Origin of the sequence: Pseudomonas sp. (assembly GCF_040514055.1) — a bacterium.
Classification (GTDB): domain Bacteria; phylum Pseudomonadota; class Gammaproteobacteria; order Pseudomonadales; family Pseudomonadaceae; genus Aquipseudomonas.
Genome location: NZ_JBEVDL010000037.1, coordinates 39712 through 65166, shown reverse-complemented (window position 1 = coordinate 65166; position 25455 = coordinate 39712). Strand labels below are relative to the sequence as shown.

Sequence of the window (25455 nt, the reverse complement as noted above, 5' to 3'; positions counted from 1 at the left end):
CGCAGTGGATCGGCAACGCCTGATCCACTCCACGATCAAGAGAGCTGCATGGCTACCATCGAACACCTGCTCCGCCACGCCGACCTGGCCGACTCGCCCAGCGCCCGGCTGGATGCCGAACTGCTGCTGGCGGCGGCCCTGGGCAAGCCGCGCAGCCACCTGCACACCTGGCCGGAGCGTGAGGTCGAGGCCGAGCCGGCGGCGCGCTTCGCCCGCGACCTGCTGCGTCGGCGTAACGGCGAACCGGTGGCTTATATCCTCGGCCTGCAGGGTTTCTGGACCCTCGACCTGGAAGTGGCGCCGCACACCCTGATTCCCCGCGCGGACACCGAGTTGCTGGTCGAAATCGCCCTGGAGCGCCTTGCCGATGGCCCGGCCGAAGTGCTCGACCTGGGCACTGGCAGCGGCGCAATCGCCTTGGCCCTGGCCAGTGAACGCCCGGCCTGGCACGTGTGGGGCGTTGACCGCGTGGAGCAAGCGGTGGCCCTGGCCGAGCGCAACCGGGCGCGGTTGGGGCTGGCCAATGTACAGTTTCGCGCCAGCCACTGGTTCGAGGCCGTGGCCGGGGAAGCCTTTGCGTTGATCGTCAGCAACCCGCCCTATATCGCCGCTGGTGACCACCACCTGAGCGAGGGCGATCTGCGCTTTGAACCCGCCAGTGCCTTGGTCGCGGGCCCCGACGGTCTGGACGATATCCGCCTGATCGTCGAGCAGGCGCCGGCGCACCTGCTGCCTGATGGTTGGCTGCTGTTGGAACACGGCTTCGACCAGGCCGGCGCGGTGCGCCAGTTGCTGCGCCAGCGCGGCTTCGTTCAGGTGCACAGCCGGTGTGACCTGGGCGGCCATGAACGGGTCACCTTGGGAGAATGGGTATGAACCCTGACGCCGAGTCGTTGAGCGATGAGGAACTGCTGCGCTACAGCCGGCAGATCCTGCTGCCCCAGATGGATATCCAGGGGCAATTGCGGCTCAAGTGCAGCCGGGTGCTGATCGTCGGCCTCGGCGGTCTCGGCTCGCCGGTGGCGCTGTACCTGGCCGCGGCGGGGGTCGGCGAGCTGCACCTGGCCGACTTCGACCAGGTCGACCTGAGCAACCTGCAACGCCAGGTCCTGCACGACAGCGCCAGTATCGGCCGCAGCAAGGTGGATTCGGCGGTGGCGCGCCTCACCGCGATCAACCCGGGCATCCAGCTGGTCACCCACGCCCGAGGGTTGGATGCGGACTCGCTGGCCGCCGCGGTCGAGGCGGTGGACCTGGTGCTCGATTGCTCGGACAACTTCGGCACGCGCCAGGCGGTCAACGCCGCCTGCGTCGCGGCCACGCGGCCGCTGGTCAGTGGCGCGGCGATCCGCCTGGAAGGGCAACTGTCGGTGTTCGACCCACGGCGTGCCGACAGTCCCTGCTACCACTGCCTGTACGGCGCCGGCAGCGAGGCCGAGCTGACCTGCAGCGAAGCCGGTGTGGCCGGTCCTTTAGTGGGCGTGGTGGGCAGCCTGCAAGCGCTGGAAGCCTTGAAGCTGCTGGCGGAATTTGGCGAGCCGATGGTCGGGCGGCTGTTGTTGATCGATGCCCTGGGCAGCCGTTTTCGCGAGTTGCGGGTCAAGCGTGATCCGGCCTGCCCGGTCTGTGGGGAGCAGCCCCATGAGTGAGGCCGCGGTCGGCGTGTTCGACTCCGGTGTCGGGGGCCTGTCGGTGTTGGGGGAAATCCGTACCCGCCTGCCCGCCGAAACCTTGCTGTATATCGCCGACAGCGGGCATGTGCCCTACGGCGAAAAAAGCCCGGACTACATTGTCCAACGCTGTTATGTCATGGCCGACTTTCTGCTGGCGCAAGGCTGCAAGGCGCTGGTGCTGGCCTGCAACACCGCCACCGTTGCTGCGGTCGCGCAGTTGCGCGCGCGCTACCCGACGCTGCCCATCGTCGGCATGGAGCCGGCGGTCAAACCGGCCGCCGCCGCCACGCGCAATGGCCGGGTCGGGGTGCTGGCCACCACCGGAACCTTGAAGAGCGGCAAGTTCGCCGCCTTGCTCGATCGTTTCGCCAACGATGTACAGGTTTTTACCCAACCCTGCCCGGGCCTGGTCGAGCGCATCGAGGCGGGGCAGCTGCACGACGCCACCACCCGCGCGCTGTTGCAGGGGTACCTGCGGCCGCTGTTGGAGCAGGGCTGCGACACGCTGATCCTTGGCTGCACCCATTACCCCTTTCTCAAACCGCTGCTGGCCGAGCTGCTGCCCGCGGACATTCGCCTGATCGACACCGGAGCTGCCGTGGCCCGTCAACTGGAGCGCCTGCTGGCTGCCGACGGCCTGCTGGCTGCCGGACCGGCCGGGCCAACCCACTGCTGGAGCAGCGGTTCACGTTTTGTGTTCGAGCAGGTGCTGCCCCAGTTGTACGGTGATAGCACCTTAGTGCACGATTTTGAAAAGTAACGGTCGGTTAGCCTGAGCGGTAACGGATAGTGATCCGGGCTCACTGGTTCGGGTAAGAACTCATCAAAGAAGAAAATTAAGGATATGCGGATGACCAGACTCTTTTCGTGCGCCGCGCTGGCGGCCTTGTTGTTGGGGGCCGTGGGGGGCGCGCAGGCCATGGACCTGACCGTCGGTGCGGGCCAGTCCAGCGAATCGACCACCGTAGCGCGCATCGGCCTGCAATTCGACTGGGGCACCAGTTGGTGGCAGAGCGACACCGGACGCCTGACCGGCTACTGGGATGCGGGGTATACCTACTGGGACGGCGAGAGCGGTTCGACCAACCATTCGCTGGCGTTCGCCCCGGTGTTCGTCTACGAGTTTGCCGGCGACGCCGTACGCCCTTATCTGGAGGCCGGGATTGGCGTGGCGGCGTTCGCCGATACCACCCTGGAAGGGCGCGAGCTCGGTTCGTCGTTCCAGTTCGAGGACCGCATTGGCGCCGGCCTGCGTTTTGGCCAGGACCAGGAAGTCGGCTTGCGTGCCATCCACTATTCCAATGCCGGTCTCAAGGAACCCAACGACGGTATCGAGAGCATCAGCTTGCATTACCGCCTGGGGCTGTAAGCACGAAGAAAAAACCGGGCCTGGCCCGGTTTTTTTATGCCCTCGTAACCGGCGCCAGCGTAGAGGGCCCATTTCGGACTACGACCCAGGGGGGCAGAGCGGGTGCAGTCCGTAGGGCGGGCGAAGCCCGCGGCTCTTAGCGAGGCTTGAGACCCCGGGCCTCTAGCGATAGATGGTCGCCAGTGCGCCACGTTCGTCCAGGCACTCGGGCGAACCCATTTCGAACTCGCGACAGACCCAGGGGCGGTTTTCATAGATGGTGCAGAGCATGGTGTCGCGGTCCAGGGCGATGCACCACCCATCGTCCAGGCGGGCCATGACATCACCGCCCCATTCATCGGTATCGATATAGCGCTGGGGCACGCCGGTGTCGGTCAGCAGTATCACTTCCAACTGGCAGCAACAGGCCGCGCAGTTGGCGCAGGTCACGGCGGGCGTGGCCTCGACAGGGGTCAGGGGAATCGTGTTCATCGTGCCAGTGTAAGCCAGAGCAGCCTCTGGCGGCGAGGTGCTTTCAGCTCGCCTCGACGGCTGGGCGTGCCTGTCGGCGGGCCCAAGCCTGCAACAGTGGCAGCAGCAGTGCCCAGATAATGGCCAGCACTCCGAGGCTGGGCCAGGTCCCATAGGGCAGGTCGACGCCTGCCAGCTGCGCCCCGCCGTAATAGGACAGCGGCGCGCTGATGGCCCCGAGCAGGCTGGCGCGCCACCAGGGGCGAGCGGTCCAGGCCAGGCAATGGTTGAGACAGGTGGCCAGCAGCAGCCAGAGCAACGACAGCCAGAGTGGCACCCACGGCCGCGGTTCGCCGAAGTCGAACAGGCCCAGCCGCAGCAACAGGCTGTCCAGCAGCGTGCCCGCCACCCAGACGCCCAGCAGCAGATAGCCTTCCGCGGCCCAGCTGCTAACCCAGCTCAGGTGCACGGCCACCGCCAGCAGCGGCACCAGCAGCAGGGCGGGTTGCTGCGGGCTGAGCACACAGGCGAACCAGCCGGCCTGGAACAGCAGGCCATTGCCCAGGCGCTGGCCCAGGCTCGACTCAGGCATCGAAACGGCCCAGCAGCGGGGACGGTTGCGCGGCCGGTTTCGCCAACAGTAACTGCGCGGTGCCGATGGTGCGTTCGATAAACCCTCCCTCGCAGTAGCAGAGGTAGAACTCCCAGAGGCGGTAGAAATAACTGTCGTAACCCAGTTGCTCGAGGTTGGTCCGGGCGGCGCGCAGGTTGTCGTGCCACAGGCGCAGGGTCCGCGCATAGTGCTGGCCGAAGTCCTCCATGTGGTGAAGGTTCATGTCGGTTTCGCGGGTGACAATGTCGAGCATCTTGTTCACCGACGGCAGGGCGCCGCCGGGAAAAATGTAACGCTGGATAAAGTCCACCGTGCCCTTGGCCTGTTCGTAGCGTTGATCACGGATGGTAATGGCCTGCAGCAGCATCAGACCATCGGCCTTGAGCAGCCCCGCGCAGCGCTTGAAGTACGTCGGCAGGAAAGGATGGCCGACCGCCTCGATCATCTCGATGGAGACCAGTTTGTCGTATTGCCCGGTTAGGTCCCGATAGTCCTGCAGCAGCAGGGTGACCCGCTCGCCCAGCCCCAGGGCATCGATGCGCTGGCGGGTGTAGGCGTACTGCTGCTGCGACAGGGTCGTGGTGGTAACCCGGCAGCCGTAGTGCTGCGCGGCATACAGCGCCATGCTGCCCCAACCGGTGCCAATCTCCAGCAGATGGTCGTCCGGCTTGAGCGCCAGCTTCTGGCAGATTCGCTCGAGCTTGTTCAGTTGCGCCTGTTCCAGGCTGTCCTCAGGGCTGAGGAACTGCGCGGCCGAGTACATCATGGTCGGGTCGAGGAACTGCTCGAACAGCGCGTTACCCAGGTCGTAATGGGCCTCGATATTCTTGCGCGAACCCTTGCGCGTGTTGCGGTTGAGCCAATGCAGGCCCTGGATCAGGGGGCGCCCGAGCAGCGCCAGACCGCGCTCCATGCCATCGAGCACCTCGAGGTTGCTGACGAACACACGGATCACCGCGGTCAGGTCCGGGCTGGTCCAATAGCCATGGATATAGGCCTCGCCGGAGCCGATCGAGCCGTTTCCGGCGACCAGGCCCCAGAGGGCCGGGTCGAGCACCTGAATTTCGGCCTGCAGGGCTGCGCCCGCCTGACCGAACACCAGGCGCTCGTCGCCTTCCAGGATCACCAGCTGGCCGTGACGCAGCTGGCCGAGCTGGCGCAGCACCGCGCGGCGCAACAGGCTGGCGCCCAGGCCGTGACCGGCGTTGACCCGGCCCTTGGCGGAGGTGAGGCTAGAACTTTTCATGGTGCGCTTCCTTCGAGTCCGAACTGGCCACGCCGAAGGAACCGTGCGCTGCCTGGTGGGAAAACAACGGTGTACGTTTGAGCAGCAAGCGCAGCGCCTGCCAATAGATGGCCAGCAGGGTCTTGCCGGTCATCCAGGGAAAGGTCAGCAGGTGGCGGTGCAGGCCGCGCCGGTCCAGGACCTGGCGATGCAGGCTGAGACTGGCATCGAAGACCTTTTGCTCGCCTTGCCAGTCGGCCAGGTGCAGGCCCAGACGTGCGCCCGGCGGGCTGAAACGCATGCGGTACTCCAGGTCGCGCGGCAGAAAGGGCGAGACATGAAACGCCTTGCTCACGCTGACCTGCTGGTGCCCCTCGGCACTGGCGGGCAGCACGTAGTGGTAGCGTTCGCGCCAGGGGGTATTGCTGACCTCGCAGAGCACCGCGGCGAGGCGCCCGTCGGCTTCGTAGCAGTAGAAGAAACTCGCCGGATTGAACGCCAGGCCCCAGCTGCGCGGTTGCGTCAGCAGGCACACTGGCCCCTGGGGAACACGCCCCAGGGCGTCACCCACGCGCTGGCGCACGGCGTCCAGCAGGGGCATGCCCTGACCGGTGAACTGGGGCAGGTAGTCGGTTTCGCGGAAGCCGAAAGGGGCGAGCCGGCCGCGGCCGGCCAGCGGCGACAATGCCAGGACCGCGTCTTGCTCCTCGAGGTCGAGGAACAGCAGGCCCATGCTGTAGCGGAAGCTGTGCGGCCGCGCCCCAAAGCGGCGGTGGCTGACCCAGCCGCGGTACAGGCAGCTGCGCTGGATGGCGCTGTTCACAGCATTTCTCCGAAGGCTTGCGCCACGCGTAGGGCGCTGACCACGCCGTCCTCATGAAAACCGTTGGCCCAGTACGCCCCGCAGTAGTAGCTGTGGTGTTCGCCGAGCAGCTCCGGCCAGCGCGCCTGGGCGGCCATGCCGGCCAGGCTGTACTGCGGGTGGGCGTAGGTGTGCCGGGAAAGAATCTTGCCCGGGTCGATGGCAGCGGTCTGGTTGAGGCTGACACAGAAGGTCTGCTCGCTTTGCAGGCCCTGCAGGATATTCATGTCGTAGGTGACGGCTGCCGGCCGTTGCTGAGGACCGCCCAGGCGGTAGTTCCAACTGGCCCAGGCCAAGCGGCGATCGGGCAGCAGACGGGTGTCGGTGTGCAGCACCACCTCGTTGTCGGCGTAGGGCAGGGCGCCGAGGATGCTCGATTCGGCGGCACTGGGGGCGGCCAGCAGGCGCAATGCCTGGTCGCTGTGGCAGGCGAACACCACCTTGTCGAAGCGCTCCTCGCCAGCGGCGCTGTGCAGGGTGACACCCTGATCGTCGCGCTCCACGCGCTGCACCGGGCAGTTCAGGCGAATACGCTCGGCGAAGCCAGCGCACAGCGGCGCCACGTAACTGCGCGAACCGCCCTGCACCACATGCCATTGGGGCCGGTTGCTGACCGACAGCAGGCCATGGTTCTTGAAGAAGCTGACGAAAAACTGCAGCGGGAAACCCAGCATGTCGTTGAGTGACATCGACCAGATCGCCGCGCCCATGGGCACGATGTAGTGGTCGATAAAACAGCTGCCGTAGTGACCGATCCTCAGGTAGGTGCCCAGCGTGGTGTCGATTGGCAGGCGATTGTTGGCCAGGTCGTCCAGTGCCTCGCGGTTGAAGCGCAGGATGTCGCGCAGCATGCCCCAGAACGGCGGCGACAGCAGGTTGCGCCGTTGGGCGAACAGGCTGTTGAGGGTGTTGCCGTTGTATTCCAGGCCCGTGGCCGGGTCGTGCACCGAAAAGCTCATTTCGGCGTTCTGATAACCGACTCCGAGACGCCCCAGCAGGCGGATAAAGTTCGGATAGGTCCAGTCGTTGAAAACGATAAAGCCGGTGTCGATGGCATAGGCACGGCCGTCGATCTCGACGTCCACCGTGTGGGTGTGGCCGCCGACCCAGTCGCTGGCCTCGAACACCTGGATATCGTGCTGACGGTTGAGCAAGTAGGCCGTGGTGAGGCCGGAGATACCGCTGCCGATAATGGCAATCTTCATACTGCTTCCTCGGGAATGGCAGGTGCTCAATCGTTGGCGGAGCGTGCGAGGCGTTTACCGACCGCCAGCTGCAGGCGTTTGGGCAGACTGGCCAACAGGCGCAGGCCCAGGATGAACGGACCCGGAAAGGCGATCTCCAGCGGGCGGCGGTCCAGGCGTCGGGCGATATGCCGGGCGGCCTTGGCCGCCGACCAGCGCAGGGGCATTGGGAAATCGTTCTTCTGCGTCAGCGGGGTGTCGACGAAGCCGGGGCTGATCAGGGTGACCTCGATGCCCTCGGCGGCCAGGTCGATACGCAGCGCTTCGAACAGGTAACGCAGGCCGGCCTTGGAGGCGCCGTAGGCCTCGGCCCGTGGTAGCGGCAGGTAGGTCACCGAACTGGCCACTGCGGCCAGGTGCGGTCGCTGGCCAAGGCGCAGCAGGGGCAAGGCCGCTTCGACGCAATAGGCCGCCGACAGCAGGTTGGCCTTGACCACCCGCTCCACCAGGGCGGCCTCGAACTGCCGCACCTCGACGTACTCGCAGGTCCCGGCGTTGAGAATCACGCTGTCCAGCGCGCCCCAGCGCTGGGCAATGGCTTCGCCGATGGCGCGGACTTGCTCGGCGTCGCTGAGGTCCCCGGGTACCACCAGCACCTGCTGCGGATACAGCTGGGCGAGCGCTTCGAGCGGTTCGCTGGTGCGCGCGCTCAGGGCCAGGCGATGGCCCTGCTCAAGCAGCTCGCCGGCCAGGGCGGCACCGATGCCACTGCTGGCGCCGGTCAGCCAGATACGTCGGGCCTCGTTCATGCCAGCCTTCCTTTCAACCAGTGGATGATGCGACCGAGCAGCGGCAGATGCTCGTACAGCAGGGCGCCGGCATCGAAGTAGTCGCGGTGGTAGTGGACCTTGTTGTGCCACAGCAGGTGCGAACAGCCCTCGACCTGGATCGCCCGTCCGCGGTTGAGGCGCGGGTGGCTGAAACGCAGGGTCCAGCGCAGGTAGCCTTCACCCTTGCGCACCGCGTCGAAGCCGTGGAAGTCGAAACGCAGGTCGCTGACATGGGCGTACAGCTGCGCGAAGTAGTCCCGCAGCGCCGGCAGGCCGCGAATTTCGTGCAGCGGGTCGGTGAACAGCACGTCGGCGCTGTACAGCTCACCCAGGCGCTGCAGGTTGTGCGCGTCGAGCGCGGCAAAGGCATAGGCGAAGCGCCGCAGGAAATCCCCGGCGTCGCCGAGCGCGGTGGTCGGCGGGCTACCAGACATGGTCGGGCTCCGGGATGGCGTGTGGGGTGGCCAGGCGCTTGAACGCGGCGAGGGCGCGGGCGCGGCTTTGACCCAGGTCGACCATCGGCCGCGGGTAGTCGGTGTGGCTGAACAGGCCTTGGGCGCGGGCATTGAGCGCCGCCACCTTATGCAAGTCCTTGTTGCCGAGCTCCGCCAGTTCCGGCAGCCACTGGCGGATGAAACGGCCTTCGGCGTCGAATTTCTCCGACTGCGACAGCGGGTTGAAAATACGGAAGTAGGGTGCCGAATCGGTGCCGGTGGAGGCGCTCCATTGCCAGCCGCCGTTGTTGGCGGCCAGGTCGCCATCGATCAGCTGGCGCATAAAAAACCGCTCGCCCTCGCGCCAGTCGATCAGCAGATTCTTGGTCAGGAACATCGCCACTATCATGCGCAAGCGGTTGTGCATCCAGCCGGTGGCCAGCAGTTGGCGCATGGCTGCATCGATGATCGGAAATCCCGTGCGCCCTTGCTGCCAGGCGGCCAGTTCGTTCGGCGCGTGGCGCCAGGCCACGGCTTCGGTATCGGCGCGAAACGCGCGATGACGCGACACCCGCGGGTAGCCCACCAGAATGTGTTTGTAGAACTCGCGCCAGAGCAACTCATTGATCCAGCTGACGGCGCCAGGATTGCCGCTTTCGAACTCGCCCGCGTTGGCCATCAACGCCGCCTGCAGGCACTGGCGCGGCGACAGCACACCCGCCGCCAGGTAGGGCGACAGCTGGCTGGTGCCCGCGCTGGCGGGGCGATCACGGGCCTCGCGGTAGTCGGCCATGCTCTCATCGGTAAAGCGCTGCAGCCGCGACAACGCTTCCTGTTCGCCGGCGGGCCAGAGCTGGCGCAGGCTTTCAGCCGGACGGGCGAAGCCCGCGACGGCCTGGGGGATCGGATCGCTGTCCTGCGCCAGCGGTGCCTGCGCCTCGGGCTGCGCCGCGCAGGCCGGCGCGGCCAGGTGCAGGCGGCTGTAGCAGACCTTGCGGAACTGGCTGTAGACCTGAAAGTAGCCGCCGGACTGGGTCAGGATGCTGCCGGGATTAAACAGCAATTGATCGAGGTGGCGGCGCAGGCCGATGCCGTGTGTTTGCAGTTCGGCGGCCACCGCCTGGTCGCGACGGCTTTCGTGAACACCGTATTCATCGTTGACCTGCACGCAGTCGATGCGCTGTTCCCGGCACAGCGCGGCCAGTGCCTGAGGCGCCTGCTGCCAGCTGTCGACCGTGCGGATCAACAGCGGTACGCCCAGGCGGCGCAGGGCGGTCGAGAGTTCGCCAAGGTTGCGCAACCAGAAGTCCACCTTGCAGGGTGCATCGTCGTGGGCCAGCCACTGCGTGGGGCTGACGAGGTACAGCGCCAGGGTCGGGCCTGCGGCCATCGCCGCCGCCAGGGCGGTGTTATCCCGCACCCGTAGGTCGGTGCGAAACCAGATGAGTTGACGCATCGGTGGTCCTTATCGTGGATCAAGCAGCCCCTGCCGAAGCAGGCTGCGCTGGGCACTGAGGGGGTCTTCGGCCAGGTGCAGGGCGCTCAGCGCCCGCAATTCCTGCTGATGAATCGAGGCGGCCGGACCGACCATGAGCACCGGCACGCTGCAGCTTTCATTGAGTTTGGGCAGTTGCCGGCGTAGCTGGGTGGCGTCCAGCGCCTGGCTGGAATAGAGCAGCAGGGCACGGGGTGCCATACGCTCCACCGCCAGGTTCAGTTCACCCGGCGGCAGTGCCCAGTCGAGCACTTCCACCGGGCAATCAGCGCTGCTGACCAGCCAGGCGCACAGCCATAGCCCCGGTTCCATCGGCTGGATAGAGAGGTTGGCGAGCAACAGCGGCGCGCTGCTGTGCTGACGGTTGTTGTGGTAGATGCGCGCGCCCAGCTTGCTGCGCAACCAGGTGTAGAAGAACACCTGCTCGAGTTGGGCGCCGAACTGACCCTGCCAGCGCTGCTCGAGGTCCAGCAGCAGCGGCAACAGCAACTGCTCGCACAGCGTGCGGGGTGGATACAACGCCAGGGCGCGGTTAAAACCCTCGTCCAGGCGCCGCTCGGCCAGGTCGCCGATTGCCTGCAGCAGCTCCAGGCGCAGCGCCTGCCAGCCATTGTCGAGGTTGTCGTTGACCGGCTGACGGGCATCCAGCAGGCCCTTGACCTGACTGACGGAAACGCCTCGATTGAGCCAGGTGAGAATGGCCTGGATGCGTTCCACGTGCTCCTGGGCGTACAGGCGATGACCCTTGGGCGTGCGCTGCGGCACGATCAGGCCGTAGCGTCGCTCCCAGGCACGCAGGGTCACGGCGTTGACGCCGGTGGCGCGTGCCACCTCGCGAATGGGCAACAACCCACTGTCCAGGGCCGCCTGATAGTCGTCGCTGTCCAGTTCCACGTTGAGGTCGTCCATAGGTCAGAGGGCATTCCTGAGGCCGAGATTTTCCGGGTGAGGTTGCAGGTAGACCTGACCGGCCACGTACGGGTCGGGGTGTTGCCGGAAGTGGTGCTTGAGCAACGTCAGCGGCACCACCAGCGGCACTATGCCGTGGCGGTATTGCTCGATCAGCTGGGTGACTTCGATTTTTTCGTCGCGGGACAGTGACTGCTTGAGGTGGCCACTGAGGTGCTGCAGCACGTTGCTGTGGCTGCCGCGGGTGGCGCAGTTTTTCAGGGCGGCCATCAGTGCGCCAAAATACCGTGGGGCAAGCTCGGCCACGTCCTGCCGGCCCATGCTGCCGAGCAGTTGGCCGAGCGCCTTGTACTGCAGCGGGTTATGCGCCAGCAGCAAGTACTTGTAACGGGCATGGAAGCTGAGCAGGCGATGCCGTGAAATCCCGTCGACCTGCAGTTGTTGCCAGGCGGCATAGGCAAATACCCGGCTGATGAAGTTCTCGCGCAGCACCGGGTCGTTGAGGCGGCCGTCCTCTTCCACCGGCAGGTTGGGGTGACGCGCGCAGAAGGCCGCGGCGTAGATGCCGCGGCCCGCCGGTTCGCTCGGTTTGCCGCCTTGCTGATAAACCTTGACCCGCTCCAGCCCGCAAGAAGGCGATTTCTGCATAAAGATGTAGCCGCAGATACTGCCCAGCTCGCCCGCCATACGTCCGCCATATTCGGCCAGCGGCAGCGTCACATCACGGTCGGGTTGCACGCTGCCGACCGCTCGCGGGCTGGCGGGGTCGCCGACCAGGCGGATGGGTTCACGAGGGGTGCCGAGTCCGATGGCCACTTCAGGACATACTGCGACGAAGTCGAAATGGTCGCTCAGGGTCCGGCTGCACAGCCGGGATTCCTTGTGGCCGCCGTTGTAGCGCACGGTGTTGCCCAGCAGGCAGGCGCTGATGCCCAATATGGGTTTGCTGGACGATGACGCTGACATGGCCTACCCCTGGACGAGACTTGTACAATAAAAATTTTATGTACATGATTTGGCCATAATAAGACCGTTATTGTACAGGTCAAGTTATTTGTATAAGTTTTGTGCGTGGTCTGTGATTGCCGAGTGGCTACAAGGCGTCACGGCGGCTTCCGCCCGGGGTCCCCTGGCGCAGGGGTAAGCAGGGCGGGCGGTCTGGGGATGGCGGCGGGTTGCCGCGCCGGTGTCGCTGGTCAGCGTCCCGGGGCGGCCTTGCGGCGGGCGGCGACTGCTCGCTAATAGAAGGACAGCAGGCTAACGGCAGTGACGAGCGCGAGGTAGACCAGGACGGCGGTCTTTAACCCGAAGTTCAGCAAGTCGTGTTCCGCCGACCGGCTGGGCTGTGCGTGCTTATCGGCGTCGCGGGCGATGGTCATGATCAACACGATGATCGGCAGCGAGGTGAATACGCTGTGGCCGGCGGCGCTGTTTTGCAGGGCGGCGAACAGCAAGCCCTGACCACTCTGCTCGCCGATCTGCTGCTGCACATTGATCAACAGGGCGTTGCCACTGAGGTTGGACCCGGTGATAAAACCGCTGAACATGCCCAGGGCGGGTGCCAGCAGTAACAGCATCCGCGCATCCCCGGTCCATTGTTGGAGGGCGGTAGAGATCGCCGCGACCATGCCGGCGGCATTCATGACTTGCGCCAGCAGGATAAAACACAGCAAGCCCAGGCAGGCGATCCGCACCCGGCTCCACAGGGCCCGATGGTCGATGGTCGCCGGTCGCAGCCACTGCAAGAACAGGCATACCAGGGCCAGGACGATGCCCGGGCTGGCCAGCACGCTGAGTTTGATCCGCGCGCTGCTCAAGACCCAGGCTTGCGCGAGGAAATCATGCAGCACCGGCACCGTGCGGGTGAGCAGGATCAGTACGAGGACCAGTACATAGGGCAGAAACATCCAGAACTTGCGTGCCCGTGCAGCCGGGTTTGGCGGCGTCGGGGCAGTTTCGCTGCGCCGACGAAAGCAGAGGAAAGCCAGCAGGCCCATCAGTGCGCCGGCCAGAATGCCGGCGGTCTCCGTCAAACCGAGGCGGTTGAACAGGTAGAGGGCCGCCGACAGCCCCCCGCCAATCGCCAGGGCCCACAGGGCTTGCTTGCGCAGCAGCGCCACGCCCCCAATGACGAACAGCGCGACCAGTCCGATCAGCGGGAAGACCAGGGCGCTGGTCAAGGCCGTGCGACTGCCCAGCGGGGTCAGGGCCGTGCCACTCAGCGACGCACCGACCACGGTGGCCAACGCCAGGGTGCCCCAGGGCATGATGTTCATGCCGAGCATGGACAGACGATAGGCCTGGTCGGCGGCGAACAGGCGAAAGAATATCGGTACTCCGAGGAACAGCGAGACGCCGAAGCCGGTCAGGGCCTCGATCGCCGGCAGTAGTCCGAGCAGCAGCATCAGGGCCTTGTGCTCGGCACTCAGCGGCAGCGCCTGGATCCACTCGACCAGGTCGTCGAGTATGCCTTGGCCACGCAGCGTGGCATTCAGGTAGAGCCCCGGGACTATCACCAGCGCGGCGCTCAAGGTGAGAATCGCGGTGGCCCCGAGGGCCTCGAGCAGGCGGCTGGCCTGCAGCTCGAAGCGGCTGTCGAGGGCGATCAGCAGCGCCGCCAGGGCGATGCCCGCGAGGGCGCCGATGACCGCGCTGCGCCGCAGCAGTAAGATCACCACGCCACACAGGGCAATGGGTGAGAAGGCGAGGGCAATGCTCAGTGCGGGCATGGGAACGTCCTTGTAGAGAAGGTCGGCTAGGCGCCGTCGATGCGTCGCAGGTGACGCAACACGCGCTGGTATTGGGAAACGCCGCCGGCCACCGCCAGATGCGCGCCGCGCACCACTTCCTGGGCCTGCAGCGGGGTCAGTGCCGGCACCTGATGGCGCAGGCCATCGAGCAGTTCGAGGGTATGGTGCGGGTCGATAGTCTGGTGCGCGAGGAAATACACGGCGATGTCGTCGTGGTGCAAGCCGACGCGTTCCAGGCCACCGAGGATGCGCTCGAAATGCGCGTCGACCCAGGCCTCGGTGGTCATAAAGCAGCCGTAGCCGCGCAGTTTGTAGGCCGGGCGGGTCAGCAGGGCATTGAAGGTATTGGAGGTTACGCTGGAAAACCAGGGTTTTGCCTCGCGGCGATAGGCCAGTAGACCGTCCCAGTCCTCCAGCCGGCCCAGGAGCCGGCGCAGCCAGTAGGTATGGAAGCGGCTCAGCTCGCCATTGCCGCACTCGTCCCACAGGTTGGAGGCCATGACCTTCTTCAGGTTGCCCTGCAGCCCGCAGACCAGCAGGGCGACTTCATCGTCCACAACTTCGTTGCGGCACACCTCGAGCCGGAGAAACTCCAGCAGCGCCTCGCGCGAGGCCTGTTCGCGCAGGTAGTCGAAGAGTTCGTGATAGACCCCGGCGTTGCTCTGCACGAACTGCTGCAGGTAATCGGCCGCCTCGTGCTGGTTGCTGACGCTGGGGGGAGGCTCGACGGGCAACCAGGCCTCGAGCATCTCCTCTTCAAGCAGCAGTTTCGCCGTCAGCAGGGCGCTTTCCAGCGTGATGTCGCTGCGCAGGTAACTCGGGCTGTCGGGGTAGCCATAGACGTAGGCATACAGGGTGCCTAGGCCCTGATGGATAAACTGTCCGTGGCCTTCCGGATCGGCGCGCAGGTTGGCCAGCTGGGCGTACTGGGTGGCACGGTCGGCGAACAGAAAGGCCTCGAATTCGGGGGTGAAGGCCTCGAACTCGGGGACCGGCGGCCAGGGCCGGTCCTGCAGTTCGGGACGGTCTTGCGCAATCCTGGGAAGTCGCAGCACGTAGTAGCTCCTGGTTACTCGATATAGGCCGTGGGGAAAAAGTCGTCGAAGGCGCTGAACGCCACTTCGTCGGGGCTGTCGAGGATCGCCCGGCCCAAGGCCAGGTCCAGTACGCCCATGCCGAACGGCGAAAAAATCCGGGTGCGGTCGCGGTCGGGTTGCAGCACGCCGTTGATCATGCCGGCGATGTCGCCCGCCATAAATCGCCGGTCGCCACACAGCTGTTCGGCGAGGTGCAGCGAAGTCTGGGCTTTCAGGCAATGATCGACGTCATCGGCAACGTTCTGCGCGTCCAGCACGATCGGTGCCGACAGATCGCGCAGTGACAGGTGCAGTACGGTGGGGTGGTGGGCGAACCACTGGGCCTCGTCGACGAAGGGCTTGACCGCCGAGGTGGCGAACAGCAGCAGGTCCGAGCGGACGACGGTGTCCTCCAGGCTGGCGCCGCGCAGGTGGCCGTGGAAGGCCGAGCACTTGTGCTTGAACAGCTCGACGCGCTCGGGGCTCAGGTCGCTGAGCAGGATTTCGTCGATTTCCCAACCCAGGCGGCACAGCAGTTCGACCGTGTTGAAGGCGATCAGGCCGCAGCCGACCACCCCCAGGCACGCGACGCGCCTGGGGGTGGGGTGCAGGTAATGCGCGCCCACGGCGGCGGCGGCGGCGGTGCGGGCGGCACTGATCGCACTGCCCTCGAGGCAGGCCAGCGGATAGCCGGTGTGCCGGTCGTTAAGGATGAGCAATGCCGAGGCGCGGTTCAGACCCTGCTCGATATTGCCTGGGAAACTGGCGATCCATTTGATCCCGGCGATCGGTTGTTCGTCCTCGATCGACGCGGGCAGGGCGATGATGCGGTCGCGCTCGCTGTCGGGGAAGCGCAGGAAGTAGCTGTCCGGGTTGACGGTGCGACCGGCACCATGGGTCAGGTAGATATCCCGCACCAGATCGAACACCCGCTGAGGGTTGGCGTCGAGCCATTGTTCGATCTGGTGCGCACCGATCAGTTTGAGAGCGTTGGGGCGATGTCCGCGAGGCATTCGGGTCTTCCTTGAAAGTGCTGTTGGATCCAGTCGGGGTTATAAAGGGTGTCGATGTAGCGGTCGCCCATGTCGGGCGAAATGGCCACGACACAGGCGTCCTTGGGAATGTGCGGGGCGTACTGGCGCACGGCGCAGAGGACAGTACCGGACGAGCCACCGAGCATCACCCCCTGCGCGGCCAGGTCATGGCACATGCGCAGGCTGTCACGCTCCTCGATCATCAGCAATTGGTCGAAGTGGGCATGCGCGCGGATGGGGGGTGGGCTGCTGGTGCCCAGACCCGGGATCAGACGTTTGCCCGGCGGATGGCCGAAGGTCACCGAACCGACGCTGTCCACCGCCACGATCACGGTGCTCGGGGACTGTTCACGGACGTAACGCGAGACGCCGCCCAGGGTGCCTGTCGTCCCGGCTCCGACGAACAGGTAATCGGGGCGGGCGAACTGGCTCAGGATCTCCGGGCCGGTCATCTGATAGTGCGCGTCGACGTTCAGCGTGTTTTCGTACTGGTTGATCCAGAGCAGGCGTGCGTCCTGCTGGAGCATCGTCCTGATCAGGTCGATGCGCGTCTGCAGGTAGCCGCCATTCTCGTCGCGACGCTGAACGATGATCAACTCGGCACCGAAGGCTTTGATTTGCCCAGCGGTTTGCCGGGAAATATTCGGGTCGCTGATGCAAACGAAGGGGTAGCCCTTGATGGCGCAAAGCATGCTCAGGGCCAGTCCCAGGTTACCGGACGAGCTCTCGATAACGCGCATGCCGGGCCTGAGCTGGCCGCTCTTCTCCATTTCGGTCAGCATGTGCAATGCCGACTTGATCTTGATCGAGCCGCTGATGGACAGCCCCTCCAGCTTCAGGTTGACGCTGAAGTGCGGGGCGATGGTCTTGAGAGACAGGAAGTGTTCGCCAAACACCAGGCTTGCGGGCGAGTCATGAATCATCGTATCCCTCCTTAGATGTTGTATCGCTACCATGCGTGAACAAAGCCTAATTCATATAGCTATATGCTCGCAATATCATTTTTCTTATTCCATATATTCGTTATCTGGGCCTTCAGGGTGGGCGCGCGCGCAGGGCCACGGGTTGCAGCCTACCGGCAGGCAGCCATACTCCCTGGACTGTCAGTCGGTAAGTGAGCGACGTTGATGGCTGTTCGCTGGGTTGTAGTGCGGGTACTGGTGGGGATACTGGGCTTGTCGAATGCTGCTGCGCGGGCTCAAGGGGTGATCGTCTTTGGCGACGAGAGCTACTCCGGGGTGATCTACCGCGATGCCGCCGGCGAGGCGCAGGGGCCGTTGCCCGCCCTGCTGAAGTACTACGCGACCATCAGCGGCAACAGCGTGGCGGTGGAATTGTCACCTTGGAAATTGGCCTACAACAGCGCCTTGGCCGGACGCGGTGGAGTGATAGGCCTGTCCAAGACTCCGGAACGCCTGCTGCAGTTCGACTACTCGGCACCGGTCTATTACGACGATGTGGTGCTGGTGGTGCTCAAGGGCCAGGAGTTCCCTTACCAGCAGCTGGCCGACTTGCGCGGGAAAAAGATCGGTGCCCAGCTCGGCGCCAGTTTTGGTAGCGAAGTGGACCAGGCGATTACCCAGGGATGGCTGCAGGTCGAGCGGGACCAGCGGCATGGCGCGCGCTTGAAGAAGCTGCTGCACGGACGCATAGATGCCGCGGTGATCGGCAATGGTCACCAGGGGCTGACCTGGCTGATCGACGCCGACCCGGAGCTGCAGGCCGTGCGGGCACGCTTTGTCATATTGCCCAAGCCTTTTGTGCGTCGCTACCTGCACTTGGGGTTTATCAAGTCCATGGGCCAGCGGACGCTGCTCGACGAGTTCAACCGGATTATTCGCGAGGGCCGTCGGCGCGGCGATCTGCCGGCGCTCGAGCCATTGGTCGAGCCGCCTTAAGGCTCAAGGCGCTGGCCGGGGTGCGTTACTGCCAGCCCATCCGCCAGCGTTGTGAATCGTGCAGGGCGCGCCAGTCCAGCCGCTCACTGCGGGCGGTGAGTACCGCCTGCAGTTCGATCGCCAACAGGTTACCGGCCTCGTCACAGAACAACTCGGTGACCAGAAAGTGTTTTTCGCGGTTGCTCGGTTGGGTCGCGGTCCATTTCGACAGCAACAGCTTGCGCGGATTGAGCCGGTTCACTGCAGGTGTTCGAGCAATTTGCGCGCCGCTTCCTGACCGCTGAGCCAGGCGCCTTCGACCCGGCCCGACAGGCACCAGTCACCGCAGGCGTAGAGACCCAGGTCGGCGTCGGCCAGTGCGCCCCACTGGTGGGCGCTGGTCGGTCGGGCATACAGCCAGCGGTGCGCCACGCTGAACGCCGCCTGCGGGACCGCACAGCCGATCAGCTCGGCAAAGGCACCATAGAGCTGTTCGGTTACCGCCTCCTTGGACAGGTCCAGGTGGTCTCTGCTCCAGGCGCTGGTGGCGTGCAGCACCCAGGTGTCCAAATGGGTTTCCCGGCCGGGTTTGCTGCGGTTGCGCGCCAGCCAGTCCAAGGGGCTGTCCTGCACGAAACAGCCTTCCACGGGGGTGTTCAGCGGCTGGTCAAACGCCAGCGCCACGGCCCAGGTGGGGTCCATCGGCACGCTGGCCGCGGCGCCCGCGAGCTTTGGTGCGGCGGCCAGCAAGGTGCTCGCCTGGGGCGCCGGGGTGGCGATCAGTACATGGCTGAAGGGGCCATGGCTGGCCCCCTCGGCGTCCTGCAGGTGCCAGTGTTGCGGACCGCGAAAGACTTCCGTGATGCGGCAGGAAAAGGTCACTGGCAAGGCACCTAGCAGCGCCCGGGTGATGGCGCTCATGCGCGGGGTGCCGACCCAGCGCACCTGCTCGTCGGGCGAGGCGCTCAGTCGTCCATCGCTGAAGTGGTAGAGGCAGGGACTCCATTCGGCGACCCAGCCGCGGATCTGCCAGTGCTGCACGACTTCTACGAAACGCCGGTCGCGGGCGGTGAAATACTGCGCGCCCAGGTCGAGTGCGCCGGCGTCGCTGCGTTTGCTGGCCATGCGGCCGCCGCTGCCGCGGCTCTTGTCGAAGAGCTGGATCCGTTGACCGGCGGCGTGCAGGGCCTGGGCGGCCGACAGCCCGGCGAGGCCGGTGCCGATAATGGCGATTGGAGCGGTCATGGTCTACCTCGTTACCTGTCGTGAGGTTACGCTTGTGACAGAGCTTGTACAATAATCAGTTTATGTATAAGTTTTGGCGAATCAGCTGCGCCGGCCTGTCCCCTAAGGTTAGGACAGTCGCTGCGGTTAAAAAAGTCGTCGTCGATCCGCGGAGGGTGCCACTTATGAATATCTTGCTGACCGGTGGTACAGGGCTGATCGGTCGCGTCCTGTGCCAGCACCTGCTGGCTCGGGGACACCATCTGACGGTGTGGAGTCGGCAGCCCGGGCGGGTCGCAGCGCTCTGTGGCAAATCGGTCCGGGGCATTGGGCAACTGGCTGAATTGGAGGGCCAGGCGCTGGACGCGGTGATCAACCTGGCTGGCGCGCCGATCGCCGACCGGCCCTGGAGCGAGAAACGCAAGGCGCTGCTGTGGGCCAGTCGCGTGACCCTGACCGAACAACTGCTCGACTGGTTGCATGGCTGTGAAATCCGCCCAGAGGTGCTGATCTCGGGCTCGGCGGTGGGCTGGTACGGTGACGGCGGTGAGGCGTTGCTCAGCGAATCGCAGGCCCTACCGGGCGAGGATTTTGCTGCGCGCCTGTGCGCCGCCTGGGAGGCCATGGCGCTGCGCGGCGAAGCCCTGGGCATGCGCGTGGTGGTGCTGCGTACCGGCCTGGTGTTGGCCAGCGACGGCGGCTTTCTCAAGCGCCTGCTGTTGCCCTTCCGTCTGGGGTTGGGTGGGCGGATAGGAACCGGCCAGCAATGGATGCCCTGGATCCACCTGGCAGATCAGATCGCCCTGATTGATTTTCTCTTGCAGCAGGACAGCGCCCAGGGTCCTTATAATGCCTGCGCGCCAGCGCCGGTGCGCAATGCCGAATTTACCCGGAGCCTGGCCGGGGTGTTGCGCCGCCCGGCCAGGCTGCCGGTGCCCGGGTCGCTGCTGCGACTGAGCCTGGGCGAGATGGCGGGGCTGCTGCTGGGTGGCCAGCGGGTGGTGCCAGAGCGTTTGCAGCAGGCTGGATTCACTTTTCGTTTTACCGAACTGGAGACGGCCCTGCAGGATTTGCTGGGTCGGCCATAAGCAGGATTTCGCATGACTGAACACGCGCTGTTGCTGGTCAACCTGGGTTCCCCGGCCTCCACCGAGGTGGCCGATGTACGCCGTTACCTCGATCAATTCCTGATGGATCCCTATGTGGTGGATCTGCCCTGGCCGGTGCGGCGCCTGCTGGTATCGTTGATTCTGATCAAGCGCCCGGCGGCGTCGGCCCATGCCTATGCCTCGATCTGGTGGGCGGAAGGCTCGCCGCTGGTGGTGCTCAGCCGTCGGTTGCAGGAACGCATGCGTGCCAACTGGACCCAGGGTCCGGTCGAATTGGCCATGCGCTATGGCGAGCCGTCGCTGCAGACCGTGCTGGCCCGCCTGGCGGCCCAGGGGGTTCGCCAGGTCACCCTGGCGCCGCTTTATCCGCAGTTCGCCGACAGCACCGTGACCACGGTGATCGAAGAGGCCAAGCGGGTGGTGCGCGAGGACGAGTTGGGGATTCGCTTTGCGATTTTGCCGCCGTTCTACGATCAGCCCGAGTATCTGCAGGCGTTGGTGGACAGCGCCAAACCGCACCTGGCCCAGGGTTTTGATCACCTGTTGTTGAGTTATCACGGCTTGCCCGAGCGCCACCTGCGCAAGCTCGACCCGACCCGGGGGCACTGCCTGAAAGGTCCGGATTGTTGTCGCACGGCGCCGCCGCACGTATTGGCGACATGCTACCGCGCCCAGTGCCAGCATGTCAGCGCGGCCTTCGCCAAGCGCTCCGGCCTGCAGGACGGGCAGTGGTCGGTGTCCTTTCAGTCGCGCCTGGGCCGGGATAAATGGATCGAGCCCTACACCGAGACACGGCTCGAGGAACTGGCGCGCCAGGGGGTGAAAAAACTGCTGGTGATGTGCCCGGCCTTTGTCGCCGACTGCATCGAGACCCTGGAAGAGATCGGCGACCGTGGGCGTGAGCAGTTCCGCGCGGCCGGTGGCGAGGAATTGGTGCTGGTACCGTGCCTGAACGACGATCCGCAGTGGGCCGAGGCGCTCGCGACCCTCTGTCGGCGCGCACCGCAGGTGCTGTGACCGTTGGGTCATTCGTCAGGGCCGACCCGAAACATTCGCTGAGTGGATAAAGGTCGTCTGCTGCTATAAGCGCCAATGTTGATGGGGCTAAGCTGCCTGCACATCCAACCCGTCGCGCGTCGCGCAAGCGGCGCCGAGGAGCCTGCAGTGCCTGACGACAACAACAATAAGCACGATGAGTACCGCGATAATGGACCCGCCACCCCTCCCGACGGGGCCTATCCCTCCAGCGCTCGCGCCTGGAGCACGGTGGCCATTTTGATGCTGGCCTATGTGCTGTCCTTTATCGATCGGCAGATCCTCAACCTGCTGGTCGGGCCGATCCGCCGCGACCTGGTGATCAGTGATACCCAGATGAGCCTGCTGATGGGCCTGTCCTTCGCCTTGTTCTACACCCTGTGCGGCATCCCCTTGGGGCGCATGGCCGATACCCGTAGCCGGCGCGGACTGATCGCCGTTGGCATCCTGTTCTGGAGCGCGACCACCGCCGCCTGTGGCCTGGCCAAGGTCTACTGGCAGTTCCTGGTGGGCCGCATTGGCGTGGGTGTCGGCGAAGCCGCGCTGTCGCCCGCGGCCTATTCGCTGATCGCCGACAGTTTTCCGCCCGAACGCCGGGCGACCGCCATCAGTGTCTATTCCATGGGTGTGTACCTGGGCTCCGGGTTGGCCTTCCTGGTGGGCGGGCTGGTGATCAAATTCGCTTCGGCCCAGGGTGACCTGATCATTCCGCTGATTGGCGAGGTCCGTCCCTGGCAGTCGATCTTCCTGCTGCTGGGCGCGGCGGGCGTGCTGTTTTCCCTGCTGCTGCTGGCCGTGCGCGAGCCGCAGCGGCGGGGCGTCGGTGCCGGAGTGGTGGTGCCGCTGGCCGACGTCGGCCGCTATATCCTGGCCAACCGCCGCACCGTGTTACTGCATAACTTCGGGTTCGCCGGGCTGGCATTCGCCGGCTACGGCAGCGCGGCCTGGGTGCCGACCTTTTTTATCCGCAGCTACGGTTGGGACGCCGGGCAGGTCGGCATCGTCTACGGCAGCATCGTGGCAGTGTTCGGCTGCCTGGGGATTGTCTTCGGCGGACGCCTGGCCGACCGGATGGCCAAGGGCGGGCGCAGCGACGCCAACATGCGTGTCGGCCTGTACGCCGCCATCGGCGCGCTGCCCTTTGTGGTCAGTTTTCCGCTGATGAACGATGCCCTGTGGGCCGCGGTGTTGGTGGCGCCCGCGGTGTTCTGCCTGAGCATGCCCTTTGGCGTGGCGCCCGCGGCGATCCAGGAGATCATGCCCAACACCATGCGTGGCCAGGCATCCGCTATCTACCTGTTCGTCATTACCCTGATTGGCCTGGGCGTGGGCCCGACCGCGGTCGCACTGGTGACCGACTATGGCTTCGGCGACGACCTTGCCCTGCGCTATTCCCTGCTGATCGTCAGCAGCCTGGCCGTGCTCAGCTCGATCCTGCTGCTCAGCCGGGCGCTGAAACCCTATCGCGACAGCGTACTGCGGCTGCAGCAATGGGGTGCGCCAGCGAGTTGATCGAGACGGTCTAGCCGCCAATAGCCGGCCAGGCCGCGTATGCCTCAGGGGGCCGGTGGCTGTTGTTCGGCCAGGGCCTTGCGCTTCCAGTTGTCGTTGCCCGGCAGCAGAAGGTTAAGCCCCACCGCGACCACCGCACAGAGGGCGATGCCCTTGAGGCCGAAGTCATCCGGGCCGGTGCCGGTGCCGATCAGCACGCCGCCGATGCCGAACACCAGGGTCACCGAGACGATCACCAGGTTACGCGCCTCGGCCAGGTCGACTTGGTGACGGATCAGCGTGTTCATGCCCACGGCGGCGATGGAGCCGAACAGCAGGCAGAGGATGCCGCCCATGACCGGCACCGGGATGGACTGCAGCAAGGCGCCGAACTTGCCGATAAAGGCCAGGCTGATGGCGAAGATCGCCGCCCAGGTCATGATCTTCGGGTTGTAGTTCTTGGTCAGCATCACCGCGCCGGTCACTTCGGCGTAGGTGGTGTTGGGCGGACCGCCGAACAGGCCGGCGGCCGAGGTCGCCAACCCGTCGCCGAGCAGGGTGCGGTGCAGGCCCGGGGTCTTCAGGTAGTCGCGCCCCGTCACGCTGCCCACCGCGATGACGCCGCCGATATGCTCGATGGCCGGCGCCAGGGCCACCGGCACGATAAACAGGATCGCCTGCCAGTTGAACTCCGGCGCGGTGAAGTGCGGCAGCGCCAGCCAAGGCGCCGCGGCGATTTTCGCGGTGTCGACCACGCCGAAGTAGAAGGACAGGGCGAACCCCACCAGCACCCCGGAAATGATTGGCACCAGGCGCAGGAGGCCTTTGCCGAAGACCGCCACCACCAGGGTGGTGAGCAGCGCCGGCATGGCGATCCACATGGCGGTGGCATAGGGGATCAATTGAGTGCCGTCGCCTCCCTTGCCCATGGCCATGTCGGCGGCAATCGGCGCCATGGCCAGGCCGATGGAGATGATCACCGGCCCGATGACCACGGGCGGCAGCAGCCGGTCGATAAAACCGGTGCCCTTGATTTTCACCGCCAGGCCCAGGAAGGTGTAGACGAAGCCGGCGGCCACCACCCCACCCATGGTCGCGGCCAGGCCGAACTGGCCCTTGGCGAGGATGATCGGGGTGATAAAGGCAAAACTCGAGGCGAGAAACACCGGCACCTGGCGTCCGGTGACCAGCTGGAACAGCAGGGTGCCGAAGCCCGCGGTGAACAGCGCCACATTGGGGTCCAGGCCGGTGATCAGCGGCATCAGCACCAGGGCGCCGAAGGCCACGAACAACATCTGCGCGCCGGACAGCACCTGGCGCCAGAGCGGTTCCTTGAATTCGTCGAGCATGGCTCAGTTGTCCTTCTGTTTGGTGCCGAAAATCTTGTCGCCGGCGTCGCCCAGGCCCGGGATGATGTAGCCGTGCTCGTTCAGGCACTGGTCGATGGAGGCGGTGAAGATCAGTACGTCGGGATGGGCCTTTTCCACCGCGGCGATGCCTTCCGGCGCGGCGACCAGCACCATGGCACGAATCTCCTTGCAGCCGGCTTTTTTCAGCAAGTCGATGGTGGCGACCATGGAGCCGCCGGTGGCGAGCATCGGGTCGATGATCAGCGCCAGGCGCTCGTCGATCTCCAGGACCAGTTTTTCCAGGTAGGTGTGCGCTTCCAGGGTCTCTTCGTTGCGCGCCACGCCCACGGCGCTGACCTTGGCCCCGGGAATCAGGCTGAGCACGCCGTCGAGCATGCCGATGCCGGCGCGCAAGATCGGCACCACGGTGATCTTCTTGCCGGAGATTTTTTCCACCTGGACCGGGCCGCACCAACCTTCGATCTGACAGTTTTCCAGGGGCAGGTCCTGGGTCGCCTCGTAGGTCAGCAGTGCGCCGACTTCCTGGGCCAGCTCGCGGAAATTCTTCGTGCTGATGTCGGCGCGGCGCATCAGGCCGAGTTTGTGGCGGATCAGCGGGTGACGGATTTCACGGATGGGCATGGCGGACGGCTCCTGCGAACGGGCAAAAATACCGACAAGAGTAAAGCATTTGCAGCGTCCGGGCATGTCCCGCGAAAGACTTGCGGGCCAGGCGCGGGCGGCCTTAAATGCACGAACGTCGGCAACCTTGGGGCGACCCCGGCGTTTCGGGGCTTGCTCCGCGGCGCGCGGATCAGTACCTTTGCCGGCTTTTATCTTGACGCCTCGATCAGCTTATCCGGCCGGCCGAGCGTCCCTACCCCGAAGAGGAAAACCCATGTCCGTCGATCTCGCGCACATCCGCCAAGTCATGGCGGAAGCCGATTGCCTGTACCCCGAAGCCGAGGTCGAGGCGGCCATCGAGCAGATTGCCGTGTCGATCAATGCCGAGCTGGCCGAGAGCAACCCCGTGGTGTTCTGCGTGATGAACGGCGGCTTGATCTTCTCCGGCAAGCTGTTGCCAAAGCTGAATTTCCCACTGGAGCTGTCCTACCTGCATGCCACCCGCTACCGCAACGAGACCAGCGGCGGTGAGCTGTTCTGGAAAGCCAAGCCAGAGGTGTCGTTTATCGACCGCGAGGTGTTGGTCATCGACGATATCCTCGACGAAGGTCATACCCTCGGCGCGATCATCGACTTCTGCCGCCACGCTGGCGCAGCCAAGGTGCATATCGCCGTGCTGATCGACAAGACCCACGACCGCAAGGCGCGCCCCGACCTGAAGGCCGATTACGTGGGTCTGCCCTGCGTCGACCGTTATATCTTCGGCTACGGCATGGACTATAAGGGCTACTGGCGCAACGCGCCGGGCATCTACGCGGTCAAGGGGCTTTAAGCGCCAGGCT

27 protein-coding genes are annotated in these 25455 nt (G+C 65.3%); 9 read left to right on the top strand and 18 right to left on the bottom strand.

Annotated elements, in window-relative coordinates; translation table 11 throughout:
* Positions 1-48: 48 nt before the first annotated feature.
* The 4 genes from prmC to ABWY06_RS10045 all read left to right on the top strand — a co-directional run bounded on the left by prmC (position 49) and on the right by ABWY06_RS10045 (position 3042).
* Positions 49-876, top strand: coding sequence for a peptide chain release factor N(5)-glutamine methyltransferase (gene prmC, locus ABWY06_RS10060; protein WP_353925433.1), 828 nt, complete (start codon positions 49-51; stop codon positions 874-876).
* Positions 873-1649: a molybdopterin-synthase adenylyltransferase MoeB gene (locus ABWY06_RS10055; RefSeq protein WP_353925432.1), complete on the top strand. Its 777-nt coding sequence runs from the start codon at positions 873-875 to the stop codon at positions 1647-1649. Before prmC ends, ABWY06_RS10055 begins: the two co-directional genes overlap by 4 nt.
* Entirely contained in the window at positions 1642-2433 is a 792-nt protein-coding gene (gene murI, locus ABWY06_RS10050; protein ID WP_353925431.1) for a glutamate racemase, read from the top strand. The genes ABWY06_RS10055 and murI overlap by 8 nt, the downstream gene beginning before the upstream one ends.
* 90 nt (positions 2434-2523) lie before the next feature.
* Positions 2524-3042 (top strand): acyloxyacyl hydrolase, encoded by a 519-nt coding sequence (locus ABWY06_RS10045; protein WP_353925430.1) that lies wholly within the window; start codon positions 2524-2526, stop codon positions 3040-3042.
* A gap of 162 nt (positions 3043-3204) precedes the next feature.
* On the opposite strand, the gene ABWY06_RS10040 is transcribed toward ABWY06_RS10045, so the two are convergent.
* The 14 genes from ABWY06_RS10040 to sbnA form a co-directional block, all read right to left on the bottom strand.
* A complete protein-coding gene (locus tag ABWY06_RS10040; protein ID WP_353925429.1) occupies positions 3205-3513 on the bottom strand; it encodes a YkgJ family cysteine cluster protein in 309 nt (102 codons plus the stop codon).
* 43 nt (positions 3514-3556) lie between these two features.
* Positions 3557-4069 carry a DUF2878 domain-containing protein gene (locus tag ABWY06_RS10035; RefSeq protein ID WP_353925452.1) on the bottom strand — a complete coding sequence of 171 codons (513 nt, stop codon included), beginning with the start codon at positions 4067-4069 and terminating at the stop codon, positions 3557-3559.
* A gap of 7 nt (positions 4070-4076) precedes the next feature.
* The gene (locus ABWY06_RS10030; RefSeq protein WP_353925428.1) at positions 4077-5351 is read right to left on the bottom strand and encodes a class I SAM-dependent methyltransferase; all 1275 of its coding nucleotides are present in this window, start codon (positions 5349-5351) and stop codon (positions 4077-4079) included.
* A complete protein-coding gene (locus ABWY06_RS10025) occupies positions 5338-6153 on the bottom strand; it encodes a DUF1365 domain-containing protein (RefSeq protein ID WP_353925427.1) in 816 nt (271 codons plus the stop codon). Before ABWY06_RS10025 ends, ABWY06_RS10030 begins: the two co-directional genes overlap by 14 nt.
* On the bottom strand, positions 6150-7397 hold the full coding sequence (locus ABWY06_RS10020) for an NAD(P)/FAD-dependent oxidoreductase (RefSeq protein ID WP_353925426.1): 1248 nt from the start codon (positions 7395-7397) through the stop codon (positions 6150-6152). The genes ABWY06_RS10025 and ABWY06_RS10020 overlap by 4 nt, the downstream gene beginning before the upstream one ends.
* Before the next feature lie 26 nt (positions 7398-7423).
* On the bottom strand, positions 7424-8185 hold the full coding sequence (locus ABWY06_RS10015) for an SDR family NAD(P)-dependent oxidoreductase (RefSeq protein ID WP_353925425.1): 762 nt from the start codon (positions 8183-8185) through the stop codon (positions 7424-7426).
* Positions 8182-8640 carry a nuclear transport factor 2 family protein gene (locus ABWY06_RS10010; RefSeq protein ID WP_353925424.1) on the bottom strand — a complete coding sequence of 153 codons (459 nt, stop codon included), beginning with the start codon at positions 8638-8640 and terminating at the stop codon, positions 8182-8184. The genes ABWY06_RS10015 and ABWY06_RS10010 overlap by 4 nt, the downstream gene beginning before the upstream one ends.
* Positions 8630-10096 carry a deoxyribodipyrimidine photo-lyase gene (gene phrB / locus ABWY06_RS10005; RefSeq protein WP_353925423.1) on the bottom strand — a complete coding sequence of 489 codons (1467 nt, stop codon included), beginning with the start codon at positions 10094-10096 and terminating at the stop codon, positions 8630-8632. The genes ABWY06_RS10010 and phrB overlap by 11 nt, the downstream gene beginning before the upstream one ends.
* 9 nt (positions 10097-10105) lie before the next feature.
* The gene (locus ABWY06_RS10000; RefSeq protein ID WP_353925422.1) at positions 10106-11044 is read right to left on the bottom strand and encodes a MerR family transcriptional regulator; all 939 of its coding nucleotides are present in this window, start codon (positions 11042-11044) and stop codon (positions 10106-10108) included.
* A 3-nt stretch (positions 11045-11047) separates the two neighbouring features.
* Positions 11048-12010, bottom strand: coding sequence for a YbgA family protein (locus ABWY06_RS09995; protein ID WP_353925421.1), 963 nt, complete (start codon positions 12008-12010; stop codon positions 11048-11050).
* A gap of 272 nt (positions 12011-12282) precedes the next feature.
* Positions 12283-13773, bottom strand: coding sequence for an L-lactate permease (locus ABWY06_RS09990; protein WP_353925420.1), 1491 nt, complete (start codon positions 13771-13773; stop codon positions 12283-12285).
* Positions 13774-13799: 26 nt separating this feature from the next.
* Positions 13800-14849, bottom strand: a complete 1050-nt coding sequence (locus ABWY06_RS09985; RefSeq protein WP_353925419.1) for an iron-containing redox enzyme family protein — start codon at positions 14847-14849, stop codon at positions 13800-13802.
* Positions 14850-14863: 14 nt separating this feature from the next.
* On the bottom strand, positions 14864-15883 hold the full coding sequence (sbnB, locus tag ABWY06_RS09980) for a 2,3-diaminopropionate biosynthesis protein SbnB (protein WP_353925418.1): 1020 nt from the start codon (positions 15881-15883) through the stop codon (positions 14864-14866).
* Positions 15847-16827, bottom strand: coding sequence for a 2,3-diaminopropionate biosynthesis protein SbnA (gene sbnA, locus ABWY06_RS09975; RefSeq protein ID WP_353925417.1), 981 nt, complete (start codon positions 16825-16827; stop codon positions 15847-15849). The genes sbnB and sbnA overlap by 37 nt, the downstream gene beginning before the upstream one ends.
* Before the next feature lie 204 nt (positions 16828-17031).
* Between sbnA and ABWY06_RS09970 the strand changes: the two genes are divergently transcribed.
* On the top strand, positions 17032-17802 hold the full coding sequence (locus tag ABWY06_RS09970) for a substrate-binding periplasmic protein (protein ID WP_353925416.1): 771 nt from the start codon (positions 17032-17034) through the stop codon (positions 17800-17802).
* A 25-nt stretch (positions 17803-17827) separates the two neighbouring features.
* Here ABWY06_RS09970 and ABWY06_RS09965 read toward each other — a convergent pair whose 3' ends face one another.
* Entirely contained in the window at positions 17828-18043 is a 216-nt protein-coding gene (locus ABWY06_RS09965; RefSeq protein WP_353925415.1) for a TIGR02450 family Trp-rich protein, read from the bottom strand.
* Positions 18040-19026 carry an NAD(P)/FAD-dependent oxidoreductase gene (locus ABWY06_RS09960; protein WP_353925414.1) on the bottom strand — a complete coding sequence of 329 codons (987 nt, stop codon included), beginning with the start codon at positions 19024-19026 and terminating at the stop codon, positions 18040-18042. Before ABWY06_RS09960 ends, ABWY06_RS09965 begins: the two co-directional genes overlap by 4 nt.
* 164 nt (positions 19027-19190) lie before the next feature.
* On the opposite strand from ABWY06_RS09960, the gene ABWY06_RS09955 reads away from it, so the two are divergent.
* The 3 genes from ABWY06_RS09955 (at position 19191) to ABWY06_RS09945 (ending at position 22661) form a co-directional block, all read left to right on the top strand.
* Positions 19191-20093 (top strand): TIGR01777 family oxidoreductase, encoded by a 903-nt coding sequence (locus tag ABWY06_RS09955; RefSeq protein WP_353925413.1) that lies wholly within the window; start codon positions 19191-19193, stop codon positions 20091-20093.
* A gap of 12 nt (positions 20094-20105) precedes the next feature.
* On the top strand, positions 20106-21131 hold the full coding sequence (hemH, locus tag ABWY06_RS09950; RefSeq protein WP_353925412.1) for a ferrochelatase: 1026 nt from the start codon (positions 20106-20108) through the stop codon (positions 21129-21131).
* A 249-nt stretch (positions 21132-21380) separates the two neighbouring features.
* Complete coding sequence (locus ABWY06_RS09945; RefSeq protein ID WP_353925451.1) at positions 21381-22661, top strand: spinster family MFS transporter; 1281 nt, start codon at positions 21381-21383, stop codon at positions 22659-22661.
* A 44-nt stretch (positions 22662-22705) separates the two neighbouring features.
* Here the strand turns inward: ABWY06_RS09945 and ABWY06_RS09940 are convergent, their stop codons facing one another.
* Positions 22706-23989 (bottom strand): uracil-xanthine permease family protein, encoded by a 1284-nt coding sequence (locus ABWY06_RS09940; RefSeq protein ID WP_353925411.1) that lies wholly within the window; start codon positions 23987-23989, stop codon positions 22706-22708.
* 3 nt (positions 23990-23992) lie between these two features.
* The gene (upp, locus tag ABWY06_RS09935; protein ID WP_353925410.1) at positions 23993-24631 is read right to left on the bottom strand and encodes a uracil phosphoribosyltransferase; all 639 of its coding nucleotides are present in this window, start codon (positions 24629-24631) and stop codon (positions 23993-23995) included.
* 256 nt (positions 24632-24887) lie between these two features.
* Between upp and ABWY06_RS09930 the strand changes: the two genes are divergently transcribed.
* Entirely contained in the window at positions 24888-25445 is a 558-nt protein-coding gene (locus tag ABWY06_RS09930) for a hypoxanthine-guanine phosphoribosyltransferase (RefSeq protein WP_353925409.1), read from the top strand.
* The last annotated feature ends 10 nt before the right edge of the window (positions 25446-25455 follow it).

Bases quoted from the DNA above. Each gene is read 5' to 3' on its own strand.
- ABWY06_RS10045 (WP_353925430.1), top strand. From the start codon at position 2,524: ATGACCAGACTCTTTTCGTGCGCCGCGCTGGCGGCCTTGTTGTTGGGG.
- ABWY06_RS10000 (WP_353925422.1), bottom strand. From the start codon at position 11,044: ATGGACGACCTCAACGTGGAACTGGACAGCGACGACTATCAGGCGGCC.
- ABWY06_RS10020 (WP_353925426.1), bottom strand. From the start codon at position 7,397: ATGAAGATTGCCATTATCGGCAGCGGTATCTCCGGCCTCACCACGGCC.
- prmC (WP_353925433.1), top strand. From the start codon at position 49: ATGGCTACCATCGAACACCTGCTCCGCCACGCCGACCTGGCCGACTCG.
- ABWY06_RS09930 (WP_353925409.1), top strand. From the start codon at position 24,888: ATGTCCGTCGATCTCGCGCACATCCGCCAAGTCATGGCGGAAGCCGAT.
- ABWY06_RS09995 (WP_353925421.1), bottom strand. From the start codon at position 12,010: ATGTCAGCGTCATCGTCCAGCAAACCCATATTGGGCATCAGCGCCTGC.
- phrB (WP_353925423.1), bottom strand. From the start codon at position 10,096: ATGCGTCAACTCATCTGGTTTCGCACCGACCTACGGGTGCGGGATAAC.
- ABWY06_RS10015 (WP_353925425.1), bottom strand. From the start codon at position 8,185: ATGAACGAGGCCCGACGTATCTGGCTGACCGGCGCCAGCAGTGGCATC.
- hemH (WP_353925412.1), top strand. From the start codon at position 20,106: ATGACTGAACACGCGCTGTTGCTGGTCAACCTGGGTTCCCCGGCCTCC.
- ABWY06_RS09940 (WP_353925411.1), bottom strand. From the start codon at position 23,989: ATGCTCGACGAATTCAAGGAACCGCTCTGGCGCCAGGTGCTGTCCGGC.
- ABWY06_RS09955 (WP_353925413.1), top strand. From the start codon at position 19,191: ATGAATATCTTGCTGACCGGTGGTACAGGGCTGATCGGTCGCGTCCTG.
- ABWY06_RS10030 (WP_353925428.1), bottom strand. From the start codon at position 5,351: ATGAAAAGTTCTAGCCTCACCTCCGCCAAGGGCCGGGTCAACGCCGGT.
- ABWY06_RS09970 (WP_353925416.1), top strand. From the start codon at position 17,032: ATGGCTGTTCGCTGGGTTGTAGTGCGGGTACTGGTGGGGATACTGGGC.
- ABWY06_RS10055 (WP_353925432.1), top strand. From the start codon at position 873: ATGAACCCTGACGCCGAGTCGTTGAGCGATGAGGAACTGCTGCGCTAC.
- murI (WP_353925431.1), top strand. From the start codon at position 1,642: ATGAGTGAGGCCGCGGTCGGCGTGTTCGACTCCGGTGTCGGGGGCCTG.
- ABWY06_RS10040 (WP_353925429.1), bottom strand. From the start codon at position 3,513: ATGAACACGATTCCCCTGACCCCTGTCGAGGCCACGCCCGCCGTGACC.
- ABWY06_RS10010 (WP_353925424.1), bottom strand. From the start codon at position 8,640: ATGTCTGGTAGCCCGCCGACCACCGCGCTCGGCGACGCCGGGGATTTC.
- sbnA (WP_353925417.1), bottom strand. From the start codon at position 16,827: ATGATTCATGACTCGCCCGCAAGCCTGGTGTTTGGCGAACACTTCCTG.
- ABWY06_RS09960 (WP_353925414.1), bottom strand. From the start codon at position 19,026: ATGACCGCTCCAATCGCCATTATCGGCACCGGCCTCGCCGGGCTGTCG.
- upp (WP_353925410.1), bottom strand. From the start codon at position 24,631: ATGCCCATCCGTGAAATCCGTCACCCGCTGATCCGCCACAAACTCGGC.
- ABWY06_RS09990 (WP_353925420.1), bottom strand. From the start codon at position 13,773: ATGCCCGCACTGAGCATTGCCCTCGCCTTCTCACCCATTGCCCTGTGT.
- sbnB (WP_353925418.1), bottom strand. From the start codon at position 15,883: ATGCCTCGCGGACATCGCCCCAACGCTCTCAAACTGATCGGTGCGCAC.